Annotated in this window: 13 protein-coding genes, 1 other RNA gene and 2 pseudogenes; 8 read left to right on the plus strand and 8 right to left on the minus strand. The window is 65.4% G+C overall.

All coding sequences use genetic code 11. From position 1 onward, the window contains the following. The 4 genes and pseudogenes from F7R02_RS19275 to F7R02_RS19290 all read left to right on the plus strand — a co-directional run. Positions 1-253: pseudogene (locus F7R02_RS19275) on the plus strand (integrase core domain-containing protein); the annotation flags it as partial. Positions 254-255: 2 nt separating this feature from the next. Further along, positions 256-762, plus strand: a pseudogene (locus F7R02_RS19280) (DMT family transporter); the annotation flags it as partial. Between the two features lie 146 nt (positions 763-908). After that, positions 909-1613, plus strand: coding sequence for an aspartate/glutamate racemase family protein (locus tag F7R02_RS19285; RefSeq protein ID WP_078590040.1), 705 nt, complete (start codon positions 909-911; stop codon positions 1611-1613). Between the two features lie 194 nt (positions 1614-1807). Further along, entirely contained in the window at positions 1808-3100 is a 1293-nt protein-coding gene (locus F7R02_RS19290) for an MFS transporter (RefSeq protein WP_078590041.1), read from the plus strand. Here the strand turns inward: F7R02_RS19290 and F7R02_RS19295 are convergent. From F7R02_RS19295 to ispG, 3 genes are all read right to left on the minus strand, one after another. After that, positions 3095-3172: non-coding RNA, sX9 sRNA (locus F7R02_RS19295), on the minus strand. The genes F7R02_RS19290 and F7R02_RS19295 overlap by 6 nt on opposite strands. Before the next feature lie 62 nt (positions 3173-3234). Beyond that, positions 3235-3966, minus strand: coding sequence for a phosphatase PAP2 family protein (locus tag F7R02_RS19300; RefSeq protein WP_005916262.1), 732 nt, complete (start codon positions 3964-3966; stop codon positions 3235-3237). Next, positions 3947-5212 (minus strand): flavodoxin-dependent (E)-4-hydroxy-3-methylbut-2-enyl-diphosphate synthase, encoded by a 1266-nt coding sequence (ispG, locus tag F7R02_RS19305; protein WP_003481991.1) that lies wholly within the window; start codon positions 5210-5212, stop codon positions 3947-3949. The genes F7R02_RS19300 and ispG overlap by 20 nt, the downstream gene beginning before the upstream one ends. 336 nt (positions 5213-5548) lie before the next feature. On the opposite strand from ispG, the gene F7R02_RS19310 reads away from it, so the two are divergent. After that, on the plus strand, positions 5549-6775 hold the full coding sequence (locus tag F7R02_RS19310; protein WP_003481990.1) for an ATP-binding protein: 1227 nt from the start codon (positions 5549-5551) through the stop codon (positions 6773-6775). Then, positions 6772-7338 carry a response regulator transcription factor gene (locus tag F7R02_RS19315; protein ID WP_003481988.1) on the plus strand — a complete coding sequence of 189 codons (567 nt, stop codon included), beginning with the start codon at positions 6772-6774 and terminating at the stop codon, positions 7336-7338. The genes F7R02_RS19310 and F7R02_RS19315 overlap by 4 nt, the downstream gene beginning before the upstream one ends. Before the next feature lie 196 nt (positions 7339-7534). Here the strand turns inward: F7R02_RS19315 and F7R02_RS19320 are convergent, their stop codons facing one another. Next, on the minus strand, positions 7535-8521 hold the full coding sequence (locus tag F7R02_RS19320) for a cellulase family glycosylhydrolase (RefSeq protein WP_003481985.1): 987 nt from the start codon (positions 8519-8521) through the stop codon (positions 7535-7537). Between the two features lie 446 nt (positions 8522-8967). On the opposite strand from F7R02_RS19320, the gene F7R02_RS19325 reads away from it, so the two are divergent. Continuing rightward, positions 8968-10824, plus strand: coding sequence for a putative bifunctional diguanylate cyclase/phosphodiesterase (locus tag F7R02_RS19325; protein WP_078589611.1), 1857 nt, complete (start codon positions 8968-8970; stop codon positions 10822-10824). Between the two features lie 201 nt (positions 10825-11025). On the opposite strand, the gene F7R02_RS19330 is transcribed toward F7R02_RS19325, so the two are convergent. Further along, positions 11026-12588 (minus strand): sodium/sugar symporter, encoded by a 1563-nt coding sequence (locus F7R02_RS19330; RefSeq protein ID WP_005923413.1) that lies wholly within the window; start codon positions 12586-12588, stop codon positions 11026-11028. Between the two features lie 256 nt (positions 12589-12844). Next, the gene (locus F7R02_RS19340) at positions 12845-15457 is read right to left on the minus strand and encodes a glycoside hydrolase family 3 protein (protein WP_078589610.1); all 2613 of its coding nucleotides are present in this window, start codon (positions 15455-15457) and stop codon (positions 12845-12847) included. Positions 15458-15891: 434 nt separating this feature from the next. On the opposite strand from F7R02_RS19340, the gene F7R02_RS19345 reads away from it, so the two are divergent. Continuing rightward, entirely contained in the window at positions 15892-17847 is a 1956-nt protein-coding gene (locus F7R02_RS19345; RefSeq protein ID WP_078589609.1) for a PhoX family protein, read from the plus strand. A 336-nt stretch (positions 17848-18183) separates the two neighbouring features. On the opposite strand, the gene F7R02_RS19355 is transcribed toward F7R02_RS19345, so the two are convergent. Together F7R02_RS19355 and F7R02_RS19360 are read right to left on the minus strand one after the other, a co-directional pair. Next, positions 18184-18807 carry an ATPase gene (locus tag F7R02_RS19355; RefSeq protein ID WP_078589608.1) on the minus strand — a complete coding sequence of 208 codons (624 nt, stop codon included), beginning with the start codon at positions 18805-18807 and terminating at the stop codon, positions 18184-18186. 3 nt (positions 18808-18810) lie between these two features. Next, on the minus strand, positions 18811-19155 hold the full coding sequence (locus F7R02_RS19360) for a type II toxin-antitoxin system prevent-host-death family antitoxin (protein WP_078589607.1): 345 nt from the start codon (positions 19153-19155) through the stop codon (positions 18811-18813). Positions 19156-19196: the final 41 nt, after the last annotated feature.

Genomic DNA, 19196 nt, shown 5'->3' on the forward strand with positions numbered 1-19196 from the left:
TGGCGTCGCACTACAGTACATCCAGCCGGGAAAGCCAAATCAGAATGCCTTCATTGAGCGCTTCAATCGTACGTTCCGCGAGGAAGTGCTCGACCTGAATCTCTTCGCCTGCCTCGACGAGGTGCGCGAAGCCGCCCACTGGTGGATGATCGACTACAACCAAGCAAGATCCCATGATTCGCTCGGCGGAATGACCCCGGTCGAGTACCGCAACAAGTACGCCGAAAGCTCTACTTTTAAAGTGCCTGCTTGACGGGGGAGCTTACGATCCTGCGGCCGGGCTCGTCCACGTTCACGCCCGGCTTGCTGATTGCGCTGCTGGCTGCGGTCATCAGCGCCATCGTCGCGATCCAGATCAAACAGCTCTCGCGCAGCGACGACTCCGACACGGTGGTGTTCTACACCTACGTGTTCTGGGTGCCGATGTCGCTGATCCCGGCGCTGTTCCAATGGACATGGCCGCAGGGCATCGGCTGGGTATGGCTGGTGGCCACTGGCATCTTCGGCACCGCCGGGCAGTTGTTCTGGACGCGCGCACTCAAGCTGGGCGAAGTCTCTGCGCTGCAGCCGATCAGCTTCATGCAACTGCCGTTGGTGGCGCTGCTGGGTTGGTGGCTGTTCGGCGAGGTGATCGAACGCCACACCGTGATCGGTGCGGCCATCATCATCGGTGCCAACGTCTATATCGCCCATCGCGAAACCGTGCTGGCACGCCGCGCCGCCACGCACGCACCGGTAGAAGGCGCCAAGCCGGGCGAGTGAGCCGAGATCCTGAGCTGCCGGAGCGCGATCGGGAACGTATCCGGTCGGGACCGCCGACATACACTTCAGACTTCAGTCCCCAAGCGCAACGCACGCTGCGTGCCGTCGCTGTGCAACCTCATCCGCTGTCCTGTCATGGAGTTCGCATGCCGGTTCCAAGCAAAACGATCGGTTTGATCGGTGGAATGAGCTGGGAATCCACGCTGCCCTACTACCGCATCATCAATCAGCGCGTCCGCCATGCATGCGGCGGCCTGCATTCGGCGAAACTGCTGCTGTATAGCGTCAATTTCCACGAGATCGAGCGACTGCAGCACGCCGGCGATTGGGATGGCGCTGGCCAGGCGATGGCAGCCGCCGCGCGTGCGCTGCAGGCAGCAGGCGCCGACTTCATCGTGCTATGCACCAACACCATGCACTGCGTTGCCGACGCGATTACCGCCGCGACGCCACTGCCACTGCTGCATATCGCCGATGCCACCGCCGACGCGCTCGTCGCAGCGGGCCTCAGCCGGATCGGATTGCTCGGCACGGGCTTCACCATGGAGCAGCCGTTCTATCGCCAGCGCCTGCAGGCACGTGGCCTGGACGTGCTGGTGCCGCCGGCCGAAGCACGCGCGCAGCTGCATCGCGTGATCTACGACGAACTCTGCCAGGGCGTGATCCAGCCCGAATCGCGCGAATACGTCTGCCAGGTCATGACCGAACTCGGCCAGCACGGTGCGCAAGCGATCATCCTGGGCTGCACCGAGATTTCGCTGCTGGTGAGCAGCACCGATGCGCAACTGCCGTTGTTCGACACCACCGCACTGCACGCCGAGGCAGCGGCGCTGGCGAGCGTGTCCGGCTGATTCGCAGCGAAGGCCCGGACGCCTGCGGCAACCGACGCCCGCAGGCGTGCTCGCGCCAGGCCTGATAGGTGCCATCGGCATTTCATCGCCGAAAACGGCGTAGCGACGGCCCCGCCCGGCAGCTAGCATTGCCTGCTCGGCGCATCAGCAGGCGTCAATGGCAATGCGCGCCACCCGCGACAGGATACGACTGCATGACGACCCATGCCCCACCAACGCAGCTCACCCGCAGCGATTACAAGACGCTGGGCTTGTCCGCGCTGGGCGGCGCGCTGGAGTTCTACGACTTCATCATCTTCATTTTTTTCGCGAAGGTGCTGGGCGAGCTGTTCTTTCCGCCAGGCATTCCGGAGTGGACGCGGCAGCTGCAGACATTCGGCATCTTTGCGGCCGGCTACCTGATCCGCCCGTTGGGCGGCATCGTGATGGCCCACTTCGGCGATCTGCTTGGCCGCAAGCGCATGTTCGCGCTGAGCATCGGATTGATGGCACTGCCTACATTGGCCATTGGCGTGCTGCCGACTTACGCGCAGATCGGCGTGGCCGCACCGCTGCTGCTGTTGACAATGCGCCTGCTGCAGGGTGCCGCCATCGGTGGCGAAGTTCCCAGTGCGTGGGTGTTCGTGGCAGAGCACGTGCCGGCGCGGCGCACAGGGCTGGCCTGCGGCACCTTGACCGCTGGCCTGGCTGCCGGCGTGCTGCTTGGTTCGCTGAGTGCCGGCGCACTGCATCGTGCGTTTTCTCCGGACCAAATCGCCGAGTACGCCTGGCGCCTGCCGTTTCTGGCCGGCGGCATCTTCGGGCTGCTGTCGGTGTACTTGTGGCGCTGGCTACATGAAACGCCGGTGTTCGCCGAACTGGTTGCCATGCGCGCGCTGGCACGCGAAACACCATTGAAGGTGGTACTGCGCGATCACCCGCGCAGTCTGGCAATGTCGCTATGGCTGACCTGGGTGATCGCCGCTGCAGTGCTGGTGGTGTCGCTGATGACACCTACGCTGCTGCAGAGCGCATACGGCTACCCGTCACCGGTGGCGTTGCAGGCCAATCTTCTGGCAGTGCTGCTGCAGGCGGTCGGCTCGGTGGTGGCCGGGGCACTGTCGGATCGTTGGGGCAATGGGCGTGTGCTGCTGGCCGGCAGCGTGCTTCTGGGCGTCAGCGCATGGCTGTTCTACCGCCTTGCGGGCGACCCGTACCTGCTGTTCCCGCTGTATGCCCTGCTCGGCGCTGCGCTAGGCGTGCTGGGGGCGATTCCGCGCGTGATGGTCGAGGCGTTTCCACCAGTGGTTCGCCTGTCCGGCGTGTCGTTCGCCTACAACCTGGGCTATGCCGTGTTCGGCAGCCTGACTCCGCTGCTGGTGGTGATGCTGCTCAAGCAGCACCCGATGGGGCCGGCGTACTACGTGATCTTGCTGGCTTCCATCGGCGCCATCGTTGGCGCCCGGCTATCGCAACGGGAGCGTATCAGTCGCTGGTACAGCGGCTGAAAAAACCGGGGCGGGCTGTCGTCAGGTGGGCGTGGACGACGCGCCTAGAACCGGAGTGTTCGAGTGGTACCTGCTCGATTCCGAGCACCGGTCACGCCAGCCTGGCAGCTGTGCAGTGGTTTTGTTAGCTGCTCTCAATCGGAAAACGGCACGCGCCCGGGCTGCTCTACTACCGTTCCAGCCGGCGTGCGCCAATGCGGCCGCCGCGCGCCGCGGAACATCACCAGATACAGCCCGACCACCCACACCAGCGCGGCCGACCAGCCGCCCAGGATGTCGGACGGATAATGCACGCCCAGGTAGATGCGCGAGATGCCCACCAGCAGCGCGAACAAGCTGGCGACACTGGTCACCGGCCAGCGCCAGCGCGTGCTCCAGGCCAGCGCGATGACCACCGCTGCCAGCGTCATCGAGCCCATCGCATGGCCGCTGGGAAAACTGAACGTGCTCTCCGGCGCGATCGATTCCCACAAGCTGGGGCGGTCGCGCTGGAAAAACTGCTTGGCGCCCATGTTGAGCAGCGCCGAGCCACCGAATCCCAGCGCGGCAAACGTGCCCTCGCGCCAGCGCTGCAAGACCAGCAACACCAGCACGATGGCGATATCGGCCGGAATCACGCCGTACTGGTAGCCGGCCTTGGAGATCGCGCCAAAGAACGCATCCAGGCCCGGCGTGGCGATGCTGCGCATGCTCCACAGCAGCGGCTCGTCGAAGTAGACATTTTCCAGCGCGTGGACTTCGTCGGCCAGGTCCACGAACAGGCCCAATGGGAGCAGCACCCCGGCAAACAGCAACGCCATGCGCCACGCATTGCTACGCAACCATCCCTTGAACCCGGCCGGCGATTCAGCCGGCGCGGCGGACATAGGTGCGTTCGACGTATTGATCGATCAACTCGATGAATTCGTACGCGATGTTTTCGCCGCGCAAGGTGACGCTCTTTTCGCCGTCGATGAACACTGGCGCCGACGGTGCCTCGCCCGTGCCCGGCAGCGAAATACCGATATTGGCGTGGCGCGATTCGCCCGGCCCGTTGACCACGCAGCCCATCACCGCCAGGGTCATGTTTTCCGCGCCGGGGTTGGTGATCTTCCACTCCGGCATCTTGGCGCGCACGTGGTTCTGCACCACGCCGGCCAGCTCCTGGAAGAACTCGGAGGTGGTGCGGCCGCAGCCCGGGCAGGCGGTGACCATCGGAGTAAAGGCACGCTGGCCGGTGGTCTGCAACAGTTCCTGCGCCACCACCACTTCCTGGGTGCGCGACTGCCCCGGCTCGGGGGTCAGCGAAATACGGATGGTGTCGCCGATGCCTTCCTGCAACAGCACGCTCAATGCCGCCGCCGAAGCCACGATGCCCTTGCTGCCGATGCCGGCTTCGGTGAGCCCCAGATGCAGCGCGAAATCGCAGCGGCTGGCCATGTCCCGATATACCGCGATCAGCTCCTGCACGCCGGACACCTTGGCCGACAGGATGATGCGCTCGCGCGGCAGGCCCAGCTCCACCGCACGCTCGGCCGAATCCACCGCCGAGCGGATCAGCGCCTCGCGCAGCACCCGGCCGGCGTCCCACGGGGTGTCGCGTTGCGAGTTTTCGTCCATCAGCTGCGCTGCCAGCGACTGGTCCAGCGAGCCCCAGTTGGCACCAATCCGGACCGGCTTGCCGTACTTGATGGCGAACTCGATCAACTGACCGAACTGCAGATCCTTCTTCTTGCCGAATCCGACATTGCCCGGGTTGATGCGGTACTTGGCCAGCGCCTCGGCACAGGCCGGCTCGGCAGCGAGCAATTGATGGCCGTTGTAATGGAAGTCGCCGATCAACGGCACTTCGATGCCCATCATGCGCAGCTTGTCGACGATGCGCGGAATGGCAGCAGCGGACTCGGCATTGTTGACGGTCAGGCGCACCATTTCCGAGCCGGCGCGCCACAGATCGGCGACCTGCTTGACGCTGCCGGCGATGTCGGCGGTGTCGGTGTTGGTCATCGACTGGACGACGACCGGATGGCCCCCGCCCACGGTCACGCTGCCGATCTTGACGGCCTGGGTGATGCGGCGCGGCCAGGCGGTGGCGTCGGCGGGAGGGGTTGGGCGGGTCACGGCGTCATGCATCGGGCTATTTTAGCCTGTCCGCCGTGCGCTCACAGCTGAAGCGGGATGCGCACCGATCTGGAGAGCGTGTCATGTACGTTGAGGTGAGTGCGAAGCGCCCTGTGGCGCGTCGAGACAAGGCGTGCGCCTGCCCAGGCTTGGCCGCCTTGGGCAAGGCACGCAACGCGGTATCGGCGCGCCGCAGGGCGCTTCCCGGCGGGTTGGCCGTAGCGGCACGGAGCGCGCGCCGCACCGCTGACGGCCAACGCATCTCATCTCAACGTCCATAACACGCTCTAGGCCGATGCGACGGTTTGTCGCAGGCCACCGTCTTTCCAAGCGCATAGCATTGCCGTGATGAACAGCTCCGACGCTTCCTTCCTGCGGACCCTCTGCAGCCTGCGCTGGCTGGCCACTGCCGGCCAGGCCGCCACCATCCTGGTCGCGACCGGGCTGATGGGCCTGAACCTGCCGCAGCAACCCCTGTGGGCCGGCGTGGCCGCGTTGGCGGTCTTCAACCTGTATGCGCAGCTGCGCGTGGCGCACCGCGGCGCAGTCAGCCCGGCCACCGAGTTCGGCCACATCCTGGTCGACGTGACCGTGCTGACCTGGATGGTGGGCTGGAGCGGCGGCATCGCCAACCCGTTCGGCTCGTTATTCCTGGTGCTGATTGCGCTGGCCGCATTGGCGCTGCCGCTGAGCTGGGCGATGGCGGTAGCGGCATCGTGCGTGGCCGGCTATGTGATCAGCGCAGCGTTCGGTCTGCCGCTGCCCTACGGCGGCTTCGACCCGCTCAGCCTGCACATGTGGGGCATGGCGGCCAACTTCCTGCTGTCCACCGTGGTGGTGCTGGCGTTCGCGACACGGCTGGCTCTTTCGATGCGCGAGCGCGAGCGCGAAATCTCGACCTTGCGTGAGCGCTTTGCGCGCAACGAAGGCATCGTCGCGCTGGCCACGCATGCGGCCTCGGTGGCGCACGAATTGAACACGCCGCTGGCCACCATGACCCTGCTGGTGGACGACATCGCCGATCAGTGCGAGCAGGGCGAATTGCGCGAGGACCTGGACACCTTGCGCGAGCTGCTGGTGCAGTGCCACGAGCGCGTGCTGGCATTGGCAGCACCTGCCGACAACGGCCATCTGAGCCGCGAGGTGGCCGTGAAAGAAGTGCTGGAACAATGGCGCCTGGTGCGCCCCACCATCGAGCTGCGCCGCAACGAGGACGCGCCAATGCGCCTGATGCTGCAGCCCGGCGTCAGCCACCTGCTGATGGTGCTGCTCAACAATGCCGCCGATGCCGGCGAACGCGCCGGACGCCCGCAGATCGACCTGACCCTGCGCGTGGAACACGACCATCTCAGCGGCGAAGTGCGCGACTACGGACCCGGCTTCGACACCGCGCAAGCGATGCTGCCGGGCACGCTATTCAATAGCGGCAAGCACGACGGCATGGGCGTCGGACTGGCGCTCTCGCATGCCACCGTCGAACGCCTGCAGGGCGAGTTGTGGATGCTGCCCGCCGAAGGCAGCGGCGCGCGCGTCGGTTTCCGTCTGCCGCTCTCCGACCACGAGGCACTCGCATGACAAGTCCCCCGATCCGTACCGGCCTGCTGGTCGACGACGACACCTTGTACCTGCGCACGCTGCAACGCAGCCTTGCACGCCGCGGCGTGGAAACGCTCACCGCCACCGATGCGGCCAGTGCGTTGTCCACGGCACGCAGCGCGTTGCCGGATTTTGCGTTGATCGATCTCAAGCTCGGCCACGACTCCGGTTTGAGCCTGATCCAGCCGCTGCGCGAGATCCGTGCCGACATGCGCATTCTGCTGGTCACCGGTTACGCCAGCATCGCCACTGCGGTGGAGGCGATCAAACTCGGCGCCGATGATTACCTGCCCAAGCCGGCCAATATCCCCACCATCATGCGGGCGCTGGGCGAAGAGGATGACGACCTGCCAGAGCCGGACGAAGAAGAAAGCGCGCAGGAAATGATGACGCCGCTCAGCCGCTTGCAGTGGGAGCACATCCAGCAGGCGCTGCACGAAACCGGCGGCAACGTGTCGGCGGCCGCGCGCCTGCTCGGCATGCATCGTCGCTCGCTGCAGCGCAAGCTGACCAAGCGCCCGAGCCCTGGGCCGTTACGCTAGCCGTCTCCCCCTGTCGCCGGACCCCACGCCGCATGGATGCCGCGCGAGGGCCTGCAGGGACGCGCGTGCGAGCGTGCGAGCGTGTCACGCGCCCAGGTGCCGGCACCGGCCCCGCAACGGGCCGCAGTTCGACAGCTTTGCAGTGCGCTTCAATGCGTTTCGGAAAACTACAGGCGCCGACTGCAGGACTTCAATCTCACAGCGGGCCGAACACGCTCGCCCGACGCGAGGTTGCTGCGATGCCATCGGTGCCCAGGATCAAGTTGCGCCCCCAGGTGCTCAGTTGTGCCGCATTCCAGCCGATCGCGATGTCCAGCGACTTCGTACTGCTGTCGTTGCCCGACCATGACCAGCCCATGTAGCCGACGTTGTAGTCGCGCGCGCGGCGCATGATCGCCGCTTCGTCCACGTGCGCACCGCGATGGTCCCCACCGAATTCGCCGATCACCAGCGCCAGCTTTTTATCGTTGAAGGCGCGCAAGTAATTGTTGATCGTGGCATCGCTGCCGAACACTTCGTACATGTGCACGCTGAACATCAGGTTGCGGCGGCTGTCGCGCGCCAGCAGAACAGCGGCGTTGTCGCGCATGTAGAATTTCCAGTCCTGGCCCCAGTTGGGCGCATCCACCATCAAGGCGTGGGTCAGTCCATTCTTGCGCAAGGTGGCGATGGCGGTGGCATGGCCGTTGACCCATTCGCTGGCAGCAAGACTGTTGCCGAACGGTTCGTTGGCGATATTGATGACCACATGGTCTTCGTTGCCGATCAGCGCCTTGCGGATGCCGACCCAGTAATTGGTCGCATTGACCAGATTCGCAGCGGCGGTGTCTTCGCCATAGCCGGTGGTGTCGTGGACCTCCAGCACGGCGATCAAGCCCAGGCTTTTGCAGCGCGCGATGATGCGGGCCACATCGGCCTCCGGTGTGCGCGTCCAGCGGTAGCCGGAACTGAGCACGACGCGCACGCTGTTGGCGCCGGTGGCCGCGATGGCTGCCAACGCCGCATCGGTGCGGCCCGCATACCAGGCATGCGGCAGGTTGACGCCGCGCAGCACCAATGCATTGCCATTGGACTCGCGTAACTGCGTGCCGGACACCGTGAGCCCTGCATGGGCGGCAGACGACGCGGCCAGACCGGCGACGACCAGGAGCGTGCGTTGTGCAAAAGACAGCAATGAATTCACGATGATTCCAAAATAGAAGTGACAAAACCGCGATGGCGAGATTCACAGCACGGGTGAAGACTGTGTCAATTCGTGACACCCATGAGTCGAACGCACATCACAAAAGCAAACATCGGTTAAAGATCATTGGTCGCATGTGCGATGCAGATGGTTGCGTCGACACTGCTGTGGTCAAAAGATGATCGGCAGCGCACGCGAGATATTTAGGCGCTGTCACCGGAGGACACATGCGCCACGCGCGTTGGTGTGGGCACGCATTCCAGCCCCGGCAGACGGCGCATGGCCGCGACAGCGCCGCGCAGATCGCAGTCGAATCGCGTGCGGCGCACGGCTGACGCGGCGACGGTACCGTTCATGAATTCCAACACGTGCTGCGTCCCGTACTGCAACTGAACGGAGCCAGCCACCGCCGGTCAAGGGATTACGCTTCAGGCCGATACGAGCACATGCCTTCCCTGCCCGCCGCTGCCGAGTCTCTTCTTCCGCCCACGCTCGACGAGTCCACCCGGCTCGAGGTGCTGCGCGGCCTGTGCCTGCTGGATTCGCCGCCAGACCCGGTGTTCGACACCGTGGCCGCGATGGCCGCGCGCAGCCTGGACGCGGAAATTGCGGTGGTCTCGCTGGTGGACGAGCACCGCCAGTGGTTCAAGGCGCGCATCGGCCTGGAAGCGCGCGAAACGCCGCGTAGCCAGGCGTTCTGCGCGCATGCGAACCGCTCGGACGAGGTGATGGTGGTGCCGGATGCGCAACTGGATCCGCGCTTCTGCGACAACCCGCTGGTGCTGGGCCCGCCGTTCATTCGCTTCTATGCCGGCGCACCGCTGAAGCTGCGCGACGGCCATCGCATCGGCACCTTGTGCGTGATCGGCACCAGCCCGCGCCCAGGGCTGGATCAAGCTGCGATCACGCAGCTGGAAGGCCTGCGCGACCTGGCCGTGCTGCGCGTGGAAAACCTGCGCAGTACCACCTACCGAGATGGTCCGACCGGGCTGCCCAATCGCTCGCGCTTTAGCGAAGACCTGGATACCTGGCTGTCGCAACGCGACACTGCGCCGGCGACCACGGCGGTGGCCATTGATGTCTGCGGCAGCGACTACTTCCGCGATATGGTCAAGGCGCTGGGCTGGGAATACGCAGACGGCTACGTCGCCCTGGCGCAGCGTCGCCTTGCGGCTTATCTGCCCGGCGGCACCCTGCTGTATCGGCTGGACCCGACGACCTTCGGCTTCCTGGCCCAGGCGGAAGGCCAGCGTCTGGCCACGCTATGCACCAAGGTCTCCAAGGCGTTCACCGAGCCATTGGAACACCAGGGCATTCCGCATACCGCGGTGGCTTCGATCGGCGCGGTGTCGCTGCAGTCCAGCTACGGCGCCGCCGATACCATCCGCTCACTGACCACCGCGGTGGATATCGCGCGCGAGCGCTGCCTGCCGTGGAGCATGTACGAGCGCAAGCACGATGTCGCCCAGCGCAACACCTTCCGCCTGCTCGCCGCCCTGCCCGCTGCCCTGGACAGCTCCAGCCAACTGCGCCTGCACTTTCAACCGCGCGTGGATCTGCACGACCACCGCTGCGTAGGCGTGGAAGCCTTGCTGCGCTGGCAGCACCCGATGATCGGCCCAGTGATGCCGTCGGATTTCATTCCGATGGCCGAGAAAACTGCGCTGATCAACCGCATTGCCGCCTGGGTCATCGACAACGGCATTGCGCAGGCAGCGCGCTGGCAGCAGCAAGGCCTGGACTTCAACCTGGCCTTGAACGTGTCGGCTGCCGATCTGGATCGCCCCGGTTTTGCCGGCCTGTTGCGGCGCGGCCTGGATCGTCACAAGCTGGACCCGCGCCGGCTGGAGATCGAATTCACCGAAAGCGCGATGATCCGCCACCCCGATCACCTGGCCGAACAACTGGCCGCCATTGCGGCGCTGGGCGTGCATATCGCCATCGACGACTTCGGCACCGGCTACAGCAACTTCAGCTATCTCAAGCAGCTGCCGGCCAGTTCGTTGAAGATCGATCAATCCTTCATCCGCTCGCTGCCGGACAGCCGAACCGATCGCACCCTGGTACCGGCGATGATCCAGCTTGGCCACAGTCTGGGCCAGCGCGTGGTCGCCGAAGGCATCGAATCGGCGGAGGCGTACGCTCAATTGCGCGCCTGGGGCTGCGACGAAGGCCAGGGCTACTGGATCGCCAAACCGATGCCGGCCGCCGCGCTGGAAACCTGGCTAGAAACGCCGTGGCACGAGCAACATGCCGCGCCGGTCAACCTGCTTGCCGCCAGCTTGGCCGCAGCGCGCGTCTAGGCGCAGCCAACAAACCAACCGCGTCCACCACTCGGTGGCGCGTGCGGTACTCGAGCGGCATCTCCCACGCGTGCGCAGTGGCTCCTGTGGGCCATCCAAACCCGCTTGACGAGGGCTGGCGCCTCCGAAACGGCAGGCTGTCAACGCAGCGCGGCGCGACACCAAGGTGCCACGCCGCGCTGCGTTTCAAGACATCGCTGCTTACCAGAATACGGTGTACAGCACGATCAGAATCGCGATCACGCCGGCGGCGCCGATCTTGAAGCCGAGCGTGGTGCCGTAGGCAACGTCGTTGGTACGGATCAGATCGCGTGCCTGCGTGGCAGGCGTCAGCAGCGACACCACCACCGCCAATACCAGCGCGGCAACGAACACCACACCGATGCGGTCCATGAACGGCAGTTCGGGCCAGGCGAACTTGAGCGCGAACGACAGCACCACCGAGCCGATCGCCGCGGTCAGCGCGCCGGCTTCGTTGGCCCGCTTCCAGAACAGGCCAAGCATGAAGATCACCACCACGCCTGGGGTAAAGAAGCCGGTGAATTCCTGGATGAACTGAAAGCCCTGATCGAAGTTGCCCAGCAAAGGCCGCGCAGTGAGGATGCCGATCAGCACCGAGGCGGCGGCCACGAGACGCCCAACGCGCACCAGCTGCTTCTGCTCGGTCTGCGGACGGAACTTGGCGTAGAAATCCAGGGTGAAGATCGTCGCCACCGAATTGATCTTCGAGGCCAGCGAGGCCACGATCGCCGCAACCAACGCGGCAAACACCAGGCCCAGGATGCCGGTCGGCAACAACTGCATCATGGTCGGGTAGGCCTGGTCGGGCTTGGCCAGATCCGGCGCCAGCACCACTGCGGCAATGCCCGGCACCACGATCACCAACGGCATCAGCAGCTTCAGGAACGCGGCGAACACCATGCCCTTTTGCGCCTCGCCGATGTTCTTGGCGGCCAGCGCGCGCTGGATGATGTACTGATTGAAACCCCAGTAACTGATGTTCATCACCCACAGCCCGCCGAGCAGCACGCTCAGGCCCGGCAGATCCTTGTAGAACGGGTTGTCCCTGGTCAGGATCATGTGGAAGTGCTCGGGGTGCGCAGTCCACAGGTGCTGGAAGCCGGCCAGCACGCCGGCACCGTCGCCAATGCGCGCCAGGGTCAGCCCCGCCACCAGCAGGCCGCCCAGCACTAGCAGGGTGACCTGCACGATGTCGGTCAGCGCCACCGCCTTCAATCCGCCATACAGCTGGTAGACCAGCGCGAACACGCCGATCAACGCCAGCGCCAGGGTCTGGTCCATGCCGGTGACCTGGCTGACCGCGATCGATCCCAGCCACAGGATCGAGGTCAGGTTGACGAACACGTACAGCAGCAGCCAGAACACTGCCATCAGCGTGCGGATCCACGTGCCGTAACGCTGCTCCAAAAACTGCGGCATGGTGTAGATGCCGTTGCGCAGGAAGATCGGCAGGAAGAACTTGCCGACGATCAGCAGGGTCAGCGCCGCCATCCATTCGTAAGAGGCGATCGCCAGACCGATCGCATAGCCCGAACCGGCCATGCCAATGATCTGTTCGGCCGAAATGTTCGCAGCGATCAGCGATGCGCCGATCGCCCACCACGGCAGCGACTTGCTCGCCAGGAAATAATCCTCGGCGCTCTTGCTATGGCCTGCCTTCTCGCGCGAGACCCACTGCGCGAGCACGAAGATGCCGGCCAGATAGACCAGCACGATCACGATATCCAACGTCGCCAAACCCACTGCACTCTCCTGTCTGGCTTTGGGGTGTGCGTCGAACGCCAGACAGGCCTGCAGAATGCCGCCGCAACGCACAGCATGCGCCACGGCAACGCGGCGAACCGCAGCTGCAGGCCATCCCGGCCGATCGACGCACGCGTCCCGCGGCGGCTGATGACACCACCGATCAGGGTGGCCGCTGTACCGCGCCGCCAGCACTGGCGACGCAGCTGTTTGGTCTCATCCCCCAGGCGCGCACGCACGCCAGCTGGAATGCTGCTTACTTGACCGGGCAGTCGACGGTGACTTCGGCTTCGTTGAGCGCGCCCAGCGACACCCTGGACACCGACAGGTCCAGCGCGGCAGCGCTTTCGATGCTGGCGACCTGGGTCAGCTTGGTCACATCCGCGCCGGCCACTGCGAAGCACTTCAACGGCACGCCGACCACTTTCCACTGGCCTTGCGGCAGCGTAGCCAGGGTCTTCTGGACGTCGACACGACCACCGCACTTGCCGCCACAGCCCACGCCCAGCCACACCGGCGCGGTCACCGCGCTGTCGCGGCGCAGGGTCAGCTGCAACTGCACATCGCCGTTGCTTTCACGCGAGACGTCCACCGGCTTGGCGGACACCAGCAACACGCTGGAGGCGGTACTGCCGGACCACACCAGACGGCGCGCATCCTCCTGCGCCTTGTGGTCGACTGCGGTCATCTTCAGGCTGCCATCGGACAAGCCCACCGGCAGCGTGGTTGCCGGCATGTTGGCCTGGCCGGCGTTGGACAGCTGCATGGCGATGCCGAGCGCAGGCTTGCCGCGCACGAAGTACATCCCGCCTACCGACTGCTCGCCGGACACGCCGGATTCTTCCGGCAGTGCTGCCAGGTCGCCCTTGTCGGCGTAGGTCAGGCCGAAGCCGAACTTGAACTGCGGGTCGTAGTCCTTCTGGCCGACGTTATTGGCGAACTGCACGGCGGTCTTGGGCCAGGAGAAGCTGAGCTTGCCCTTGAAGTCGTTCTGCACCGAGCCATCGGCCTTGCGCAGCAGCACATCGGCAATGCCCTCGCCTTCGGAGCCCGGCAACCAGGCAGCGACGAACGCGTCGGAGGCGTTGATGTACTGATTCATCCACAGCGGACGCCCGCTCAGGAACACCGCCACCACCGGGATGCCTTCGGCCTTGAGTTTCTTGATCAGGGCCAGTTCGCTTTCGTCGCCCGGCTTGTACAGCAGGGTGGCGATATCGCCCTGGAATTCGGCATACGGATTTTCGCCGAACACCACCACGGCCACGTCCGGCTTGGTCTTGTAGGCGCCATCCACGGCCAGCTCGGCGCTGCCGCCGGCGGCTTTGATCTGCTTGTCCAGGCCTTCCCAGATGGTGGTGCCGTTGGGGTAGTCGCTGCGCTTGGTGCCGGTGCCCTGCCAGTTCAGGGTCCAGCCGCCGGACTGCTTGCCCATGTCGTTGGCGCCATCGCCGACCACCAGCACGCGCTTGGTCGGATTCAGCGGCAGGATGCCGGCCTGGTTCTTCAGCAGCACCAGCGACTCACGTACCGCCTGGCGGGCGATGGCACGGTGTTCCGGTGCTCCGAGCAATTCGTACTTGCCACCGAGTGGGCGCTTGGACGGCTTGCCGGCCTCGAACAGGCCCAGGCGCATCTTCACGCGCAGGATGCGGCGCACGGCATCGTCCAGACGCTCGGCCGAAATCTGGCCGGACTTCACCGCCGCCAGTTCGGTTTCGTAGATGCCCTTCCAGCTGTCGGCGGCCATCGCCATGTCGACACCGGCGATGAACGAGGCCGGGCAATTCTGGTTGGTGCAGCCCTTGACCTGGCCGTGGCCATTCCAGTCGCCGACCACGAATCCGCCAAAATTCATGCGGCCCTTGAGCACGTCGGTCAGCATGACCTTGTTGCCGTGCATCTTTTCGCCGTTGAAGCTGTTGAACGAGGCCATCACGCTCTGTGCGCCAGCGGCAATCGCAGGCGGATAACCGGCGGCGTGGATATCGCGCATGGTAGCTTCGGACACCTTGGTGTCGCCCTGGTCCTTGCCGTCGGTGGTGCCGCCGTCGCCGACGAAATGCTTCACCGACGAAATGACGTGGCTGCCGTCCAGGAACTGCGGCGTGCCCGGCACGCCCTGTACGCCTTCGACCATCTTGCCGGCAAAGCTGGCCACCACGTCCGGCGACTCGGAATAGCCTTCGTAGGTCCGGCCCCAGCGGTCGTCCTGCGGCACCGCCACGGTCGGCGCGAAGGTCCACTCCATGCCGGTGACGCGGGTTTCGGCAGCGGTGACTTCGCCGATCTTCTTGATCAGGTCCGGGTTGCGCGTGGCACCCAGGCCGATGTTGTGCGGAAACAGCGTGGCACCGACGATGTTGCTCTGGCCGTGCACCGCATCGATGCCGAAGATGATCGGAATCGCGTTGCCGCCCTTGGAGGTGTCCATCGACGCCTCATAGAACGCGTCGGCCAGCTTCAACCATTCGGCCGGGCTGGCGTTGTACTTGCCGCCCGGATCGGAATTGCCGCCGGCCAGCACCGAGCCGATACGGTACTTGCGCACGTCGTCCGGGGTCATGCTGGCGATATCGCCCTGGATGGTCTGGGCAACCTTCTCTTCCACGCTCATCTTGGCCATCACATCGGTGATGCGCTGCTCCAGCGCCGCGTCCTGCGCGAATGGCCACTTCGGCGACGGCCACTGGTCCGGATGGATGGCGGTCGACGCCTCGGCAGGTGCGGCGACCGGAGCCGCCTTGCTCGCCTCGGCAGCAGTGTCCTTGCCTTGGCAGGCGGCCAACATCAGCACCGCCGCAGCGGTGGCCAGGCAGAGGGCGCGACGCGCGACGGGCGCGGCGGTACGACGGAGCAGCTTGTCCAAGATTCGTTTCTCCAGGGTGGTTCTCCCACGGCAATGCGTTGCGCCGCAGGCCATTAGGCGGCGTACGCTTGCGTGATTCCCCTACCCTGTCAACAACGGCTGCCCGTATGCCGAATACCGGGCAACTTATTGGCCGCGGCTATAGCATTGGAATACCGGCAGCACCTGTGAAACCGCGCAAAACCACCTAATCCGCTGCCGCGTCTGACAGCGCGAGCAGATCCACTTTGCTGCATCGCACCACCTGCAGCTCAGGCTAGTGCGCAGTATCGGCATGTCGAGGGTCTCTGGCAGCGCTCGCTTGCCACGACACGTTCGAACGCAGGCCAACGGGTGAGCTTGCTGTCAAACAACTGTCATACCAGAGGCCTAGCGTGACCGGCTTGCCGATGCGCCATTGCCATCGTTGATCGTTGCCTTTGTCTGGAGTTTCGATGTCCCCCTCCCCCGACCCCTCCCGTCGTCGCCTGATGCAATTGCTGGCGGCCGTTCCCCTGTTGCCGCTCGGCAACGCCAGCGCTGCCGCCCTGCAACAGCTTGGCGGTGCGGCGTGGGCCGCGCGCCCACTGCGGCAATCGGAGAACCCGACCCGCCTGGTCTCGGCCACCTTCCACGGCATGCCGGCGCCGAGCCTGGCCGACCCGGCCGCAATGGCCACCACCACGGTCGGTTCGGCACTCAGCGTGACGCGCAGCGACGGCAGCACGCAGCGCTATGCGCTGGCCTACCACCCGTTCTTCGTCACCGGCGACCAGGTGCCGGACGGCAACGGCGGCACCGTGCTGGCCGGCGGGTACTACGACATCCAGCATCGCCCGATCATCGACCGCTCCAAACCCGGTTCCGAACGTCCGTTCTTTTCCGATTGCCCGGACGGCTCCTCGCTATTGACCCTGCCCAATGCCAAGGTGCCAGGCGTCAAGGGCAACCACGTGTTCGCCGTGGTACAGTTCGAATACACCACCCGCGACCTGGCCGGCAACGACACCAACCGTCACCTGCCTGCGCCGATCGCCGTGTTGACGCTGGATCAGGACCCGGCCACCGGCAAGCTGTCGCTGGTGAAGTACCACAATGTCGACACCGCACCGGTCCATGGGTTGTGGACCACCTGCGGCGCCAGCCTGTCGCCGTGGAATACCCACCTGTCCAGCGAAGAGTACGAGCCCGATGCCACGGCATTGGCCGGCAACACGCAGTTCCGCAGCTACAGCACGCATCTGTACGGCGATCCGAATAAAGCCAACCCGTACCACTACGGCCATCTGCCGGAAATCACCGTGCACCCGGACGGCACCGGCAGCGTGCGCAAGCATTACTGCCTGGGCCGCATCTCGCACGAGCTGGTGCAGGTCATGCCCGACCAACGCACGGTGCTGATGGGCGACGACGCGACCAACGGCGGGCTCTTCATGTTCATTGCCGACCGCAAGGCCGATCTCTCCGCCGGCACCCTGTATGTCGGCAAGTGGCACCAGACCTCGGGCATCGGCCCGGGCGCGGCCACGCTGCGCTGGATCAAGCTTGGCCATGCCACCAGTGCCGAGATCCAGGCCATGGCCGACCGCCTCACCGCTGCCGACATCCTCGACGTGCACCTGAGCGACCCGGGCGATGCCTCGTTCACCAAGATCCCGTTCAACGGCACCTTCAACTGGATCCGCATCAAGCCCGGCATGGAGAAGGCCGCCACGTACCTGGAAACCCATCGCTATGCCGCGCTGGCCGGCGGCAGCCTGGGCTTCACCAAGCTCGAAGGCACCACCGTCAACGCGCACGACAAGGTCGCCTATATGGCGATGTCCTACATCGTCACCAGCATGCTCAACGGCTCGGGCGATGTGAAAGTCGAGGGTCCGGAAGCCGGCGCGGTGTATGCGTTGAACCTGCGCGGCGGCCAGCGCGACAGCCAAGGCGCCCCGATCCATAGCGACTGGGTGCCGATCGACATGGCCGCCCCGGCTGCCCTCACCGGACACAACCTGGCTAAAGCCGATGCGCTCGGCAATCTGGCCGACCCGGAACGGATCGCCAACCCGGACAACCTCAAGTTCTCCGAATCGCTGCGCACCTTGTTCATCGGCGAAGACAGCAGCCTGCACGTCAATAATTTCCTGTGGGCCTACAACGTGGACAGCGGCACGCTGACGCGCGTGCTGTCGGTGCCGGCGGGCGCCGAATCGACCGGCCTGCACGCGGTCGACGAGATCCACGGCTGGACCTATGTGATGAGCAACTTCCAGCATCCCGGCGACTGGGAGAGCCCGTTGCACGACACCGTCAAGGCCACGCTGGATCCGCTGGTCCGCGCCAACTACAAGGACCGCTTCGGTGGAGCGGTGGGTTATCTCACCGGCGACCCGGTGGCCGTGCAGTTGAGCAAGGCGTAAGCGCCGCCGTTTTGCGTTGCGGCGCTGCATGCCGCTACAGCCGACACGTGCAGCGAGGCATTCTGGCTGCTGTCGCATCCCGGTAGGAGCGCATCTGGGCGCGAGCAGCGTTGCCGGTACGGCCTGTCGCGCCCCGGCGCGCCCCGGCGCGCTCCTACGGGTGAGGCTGACCCGTGCAGCGTGGCGTTCTCGCTGCTGTCGCAAGGCCGGTAGGAGCGCACCTGGGCGCGAGGAGCGTTGCCCGGATGGCCTGTCGCGCCCGGGTGCGCTCCTACGGGTGAGGTCGATGGATGTCTGGCCGCGTCGGTGAGAATCAGATCAGACCGCACGCGCGGCTCAAGACTGCCGCAACTCCAGCGCCGCCATCACGATGGGTTTGGCCCAGTCAGGCACCTGCGCCAGCTCGTCCGGCGTCTGCGGGTAATGCAGGCCGCTGCGGTCCAGTTCCAGTACCAGCGTGGGCGATGCCTGACCCGCGGCGTCGGCCGGTGCGCTGTTGTTGTAGACATGCAGCACGGCCAGATGCGGCAGCAACGCAATCAGATTGGCACGCGAGGCGTCGTAACGCTCGCGGATCTTGTGTTCGGGAATGGCATGACCGCCGGCCGCAACCCGCGCTGCCACGCGCTCGATGTGCAGATCCACCGTCGCCAACCCGCAAAACCAGACCGCTACCGTCTGTTGCGCGCAAGCCTCGCGCAGCAGGCGCGGAATGGTCGTCGCGCCCAGCGTGGTTTCGAAGGCGAAATCGCTGCCATCGGCCATGGCCTGGCGCAGCCGCCGTACGCCTTCCTGCCAGGCCTGCGCATTCGCCTCTGCAGCCGCCCAGCCCCGCTCCACCAGTTCCTTGGTGAAGGCATCAGGATTGAACCAGGTGGCGCCGTCCTCCAGCAGAAAACGACCCAGTAACGAACTCTTGCCCGCGCCATTGACGCCGGCCAGCACCAGAAGATGGCCCATCGCTTACAGCGACGGGCCCAGGGCGACCTTGCGGCCGCGGCGTGCCGGTGTGGCGATCGCCTTGGCCAGGCCCGCACCCTCAGTCGTCACCGCAAGATGCGCGTCGAACTTCGCCTGCAGTGCCTGCAGCGACTGCGCGCGCGCCGAGGTTGCGGCCGCCGCACTGGCCTGATTGACCAGGCGCCGATACTCCTCGGCATCCACCACCACCGCTTCGGGATGATTGTGGTTGGTGATCACCACCGCCCCATGCGAGCGCACCTTGCGCATCAGGCTGGGCCAGCCCTTCACCTTGATGTCGGCGGCGGGGGATTTTTCGAGCTCGAGCAGATCCTGGAAGCGCGACATGGGGAAATCCGGGGCGGAGTGCTGGCGATCAGCCTACTCTC

The organism is Xanthomonas cissicola (assembly GCF_008801575.1).
In the GTDB taxonomy this organism is placed as follows: Bacteria; Pseudomonadota; Gammaproteobacteria; order Xanthomonadales; family Xanthomonadaceae; genus Xanthomonas; species Xanthomonas cissicola.

What these genes read in the sequence shown, in the direction of transcription:
- F7R02_RS19290 (WP_078590041.1), top strand. Translation starts at nt 1,808, where the DNA reads ATGACGACCCATGCCCCACCAACGCAGCTCACCCGCAGCGATTACAAG.
- F7R02_RS19315 (WP_003481988.1), top strand. Translation starts at nt 6,772, where the DNA reads ATGACAAGTCCCCCGATCCGTACCGGCCTGCTGGTCGACGACGACACC.
- F7R02_RS19300 (WP_005916262.1), bottom strand. Translation starts at nt 3,966, where the DNA reads ATGTCCGCCGCGCCGGCTGAATCGCCGGCCGGGTTCAAGGGATGGTTG.
- F7R02_RS19310 (WP_003481990.1), top strand. Translation starts at nt 5,549, where the DNA reads ATGAACAGCTCCGACGCTTCCTTCCTGCGGACCCTCTGCAGCCTGCGC.
- ispG (WP_003481991.1), bottom strand. Translation starts at nt 5,212, where the DNA reads ATGCATGACGCCGTGACCCGCCCAACCCCTCCCGCCGACGCCACCGCC.
- F7R02_RS19355 (WP_078589608.1), bottom strand. Translation starts at nt 18,807, where the DNA reads ATGGGCCATCTTCTGGTGCTGGCCGGCGTCAATGGCGCGGGCAAGAGT.
- F7R02_RS19345 (WP_078589609.1), top strand. Translation starts at nt 15,892, where the DNA reads ATGTCCCCCTCCCCCGACCCCTCCCGTCGTCGCCTGATGCAATTGCTG.
- F7R02_RS19360 (WP_078589607.1), bottom strand. Translation starts at nt 19,155, where the DNA reads ATGTCGCGCTTCCAGGATCTGCTCGAGCTCGAAAAATCCCCCGCCGCC.
- F7R02_RS19285 (WP_078590040.1), top strand. Translation starts at nt 909, where the DNA reads ATGCCGGTTCCAAGCAAAACGATCGGTTTGATCGGTGGAATGAGCTGG.
- F7R02_RS19325 (WP_078589611.1), top strand. Translation starts at nt 8,968, where the DNA reads ATGCCTTCCCTGCCCGCCGCTGCCGAGTCTCTTCTTCCGCCCACGCTC.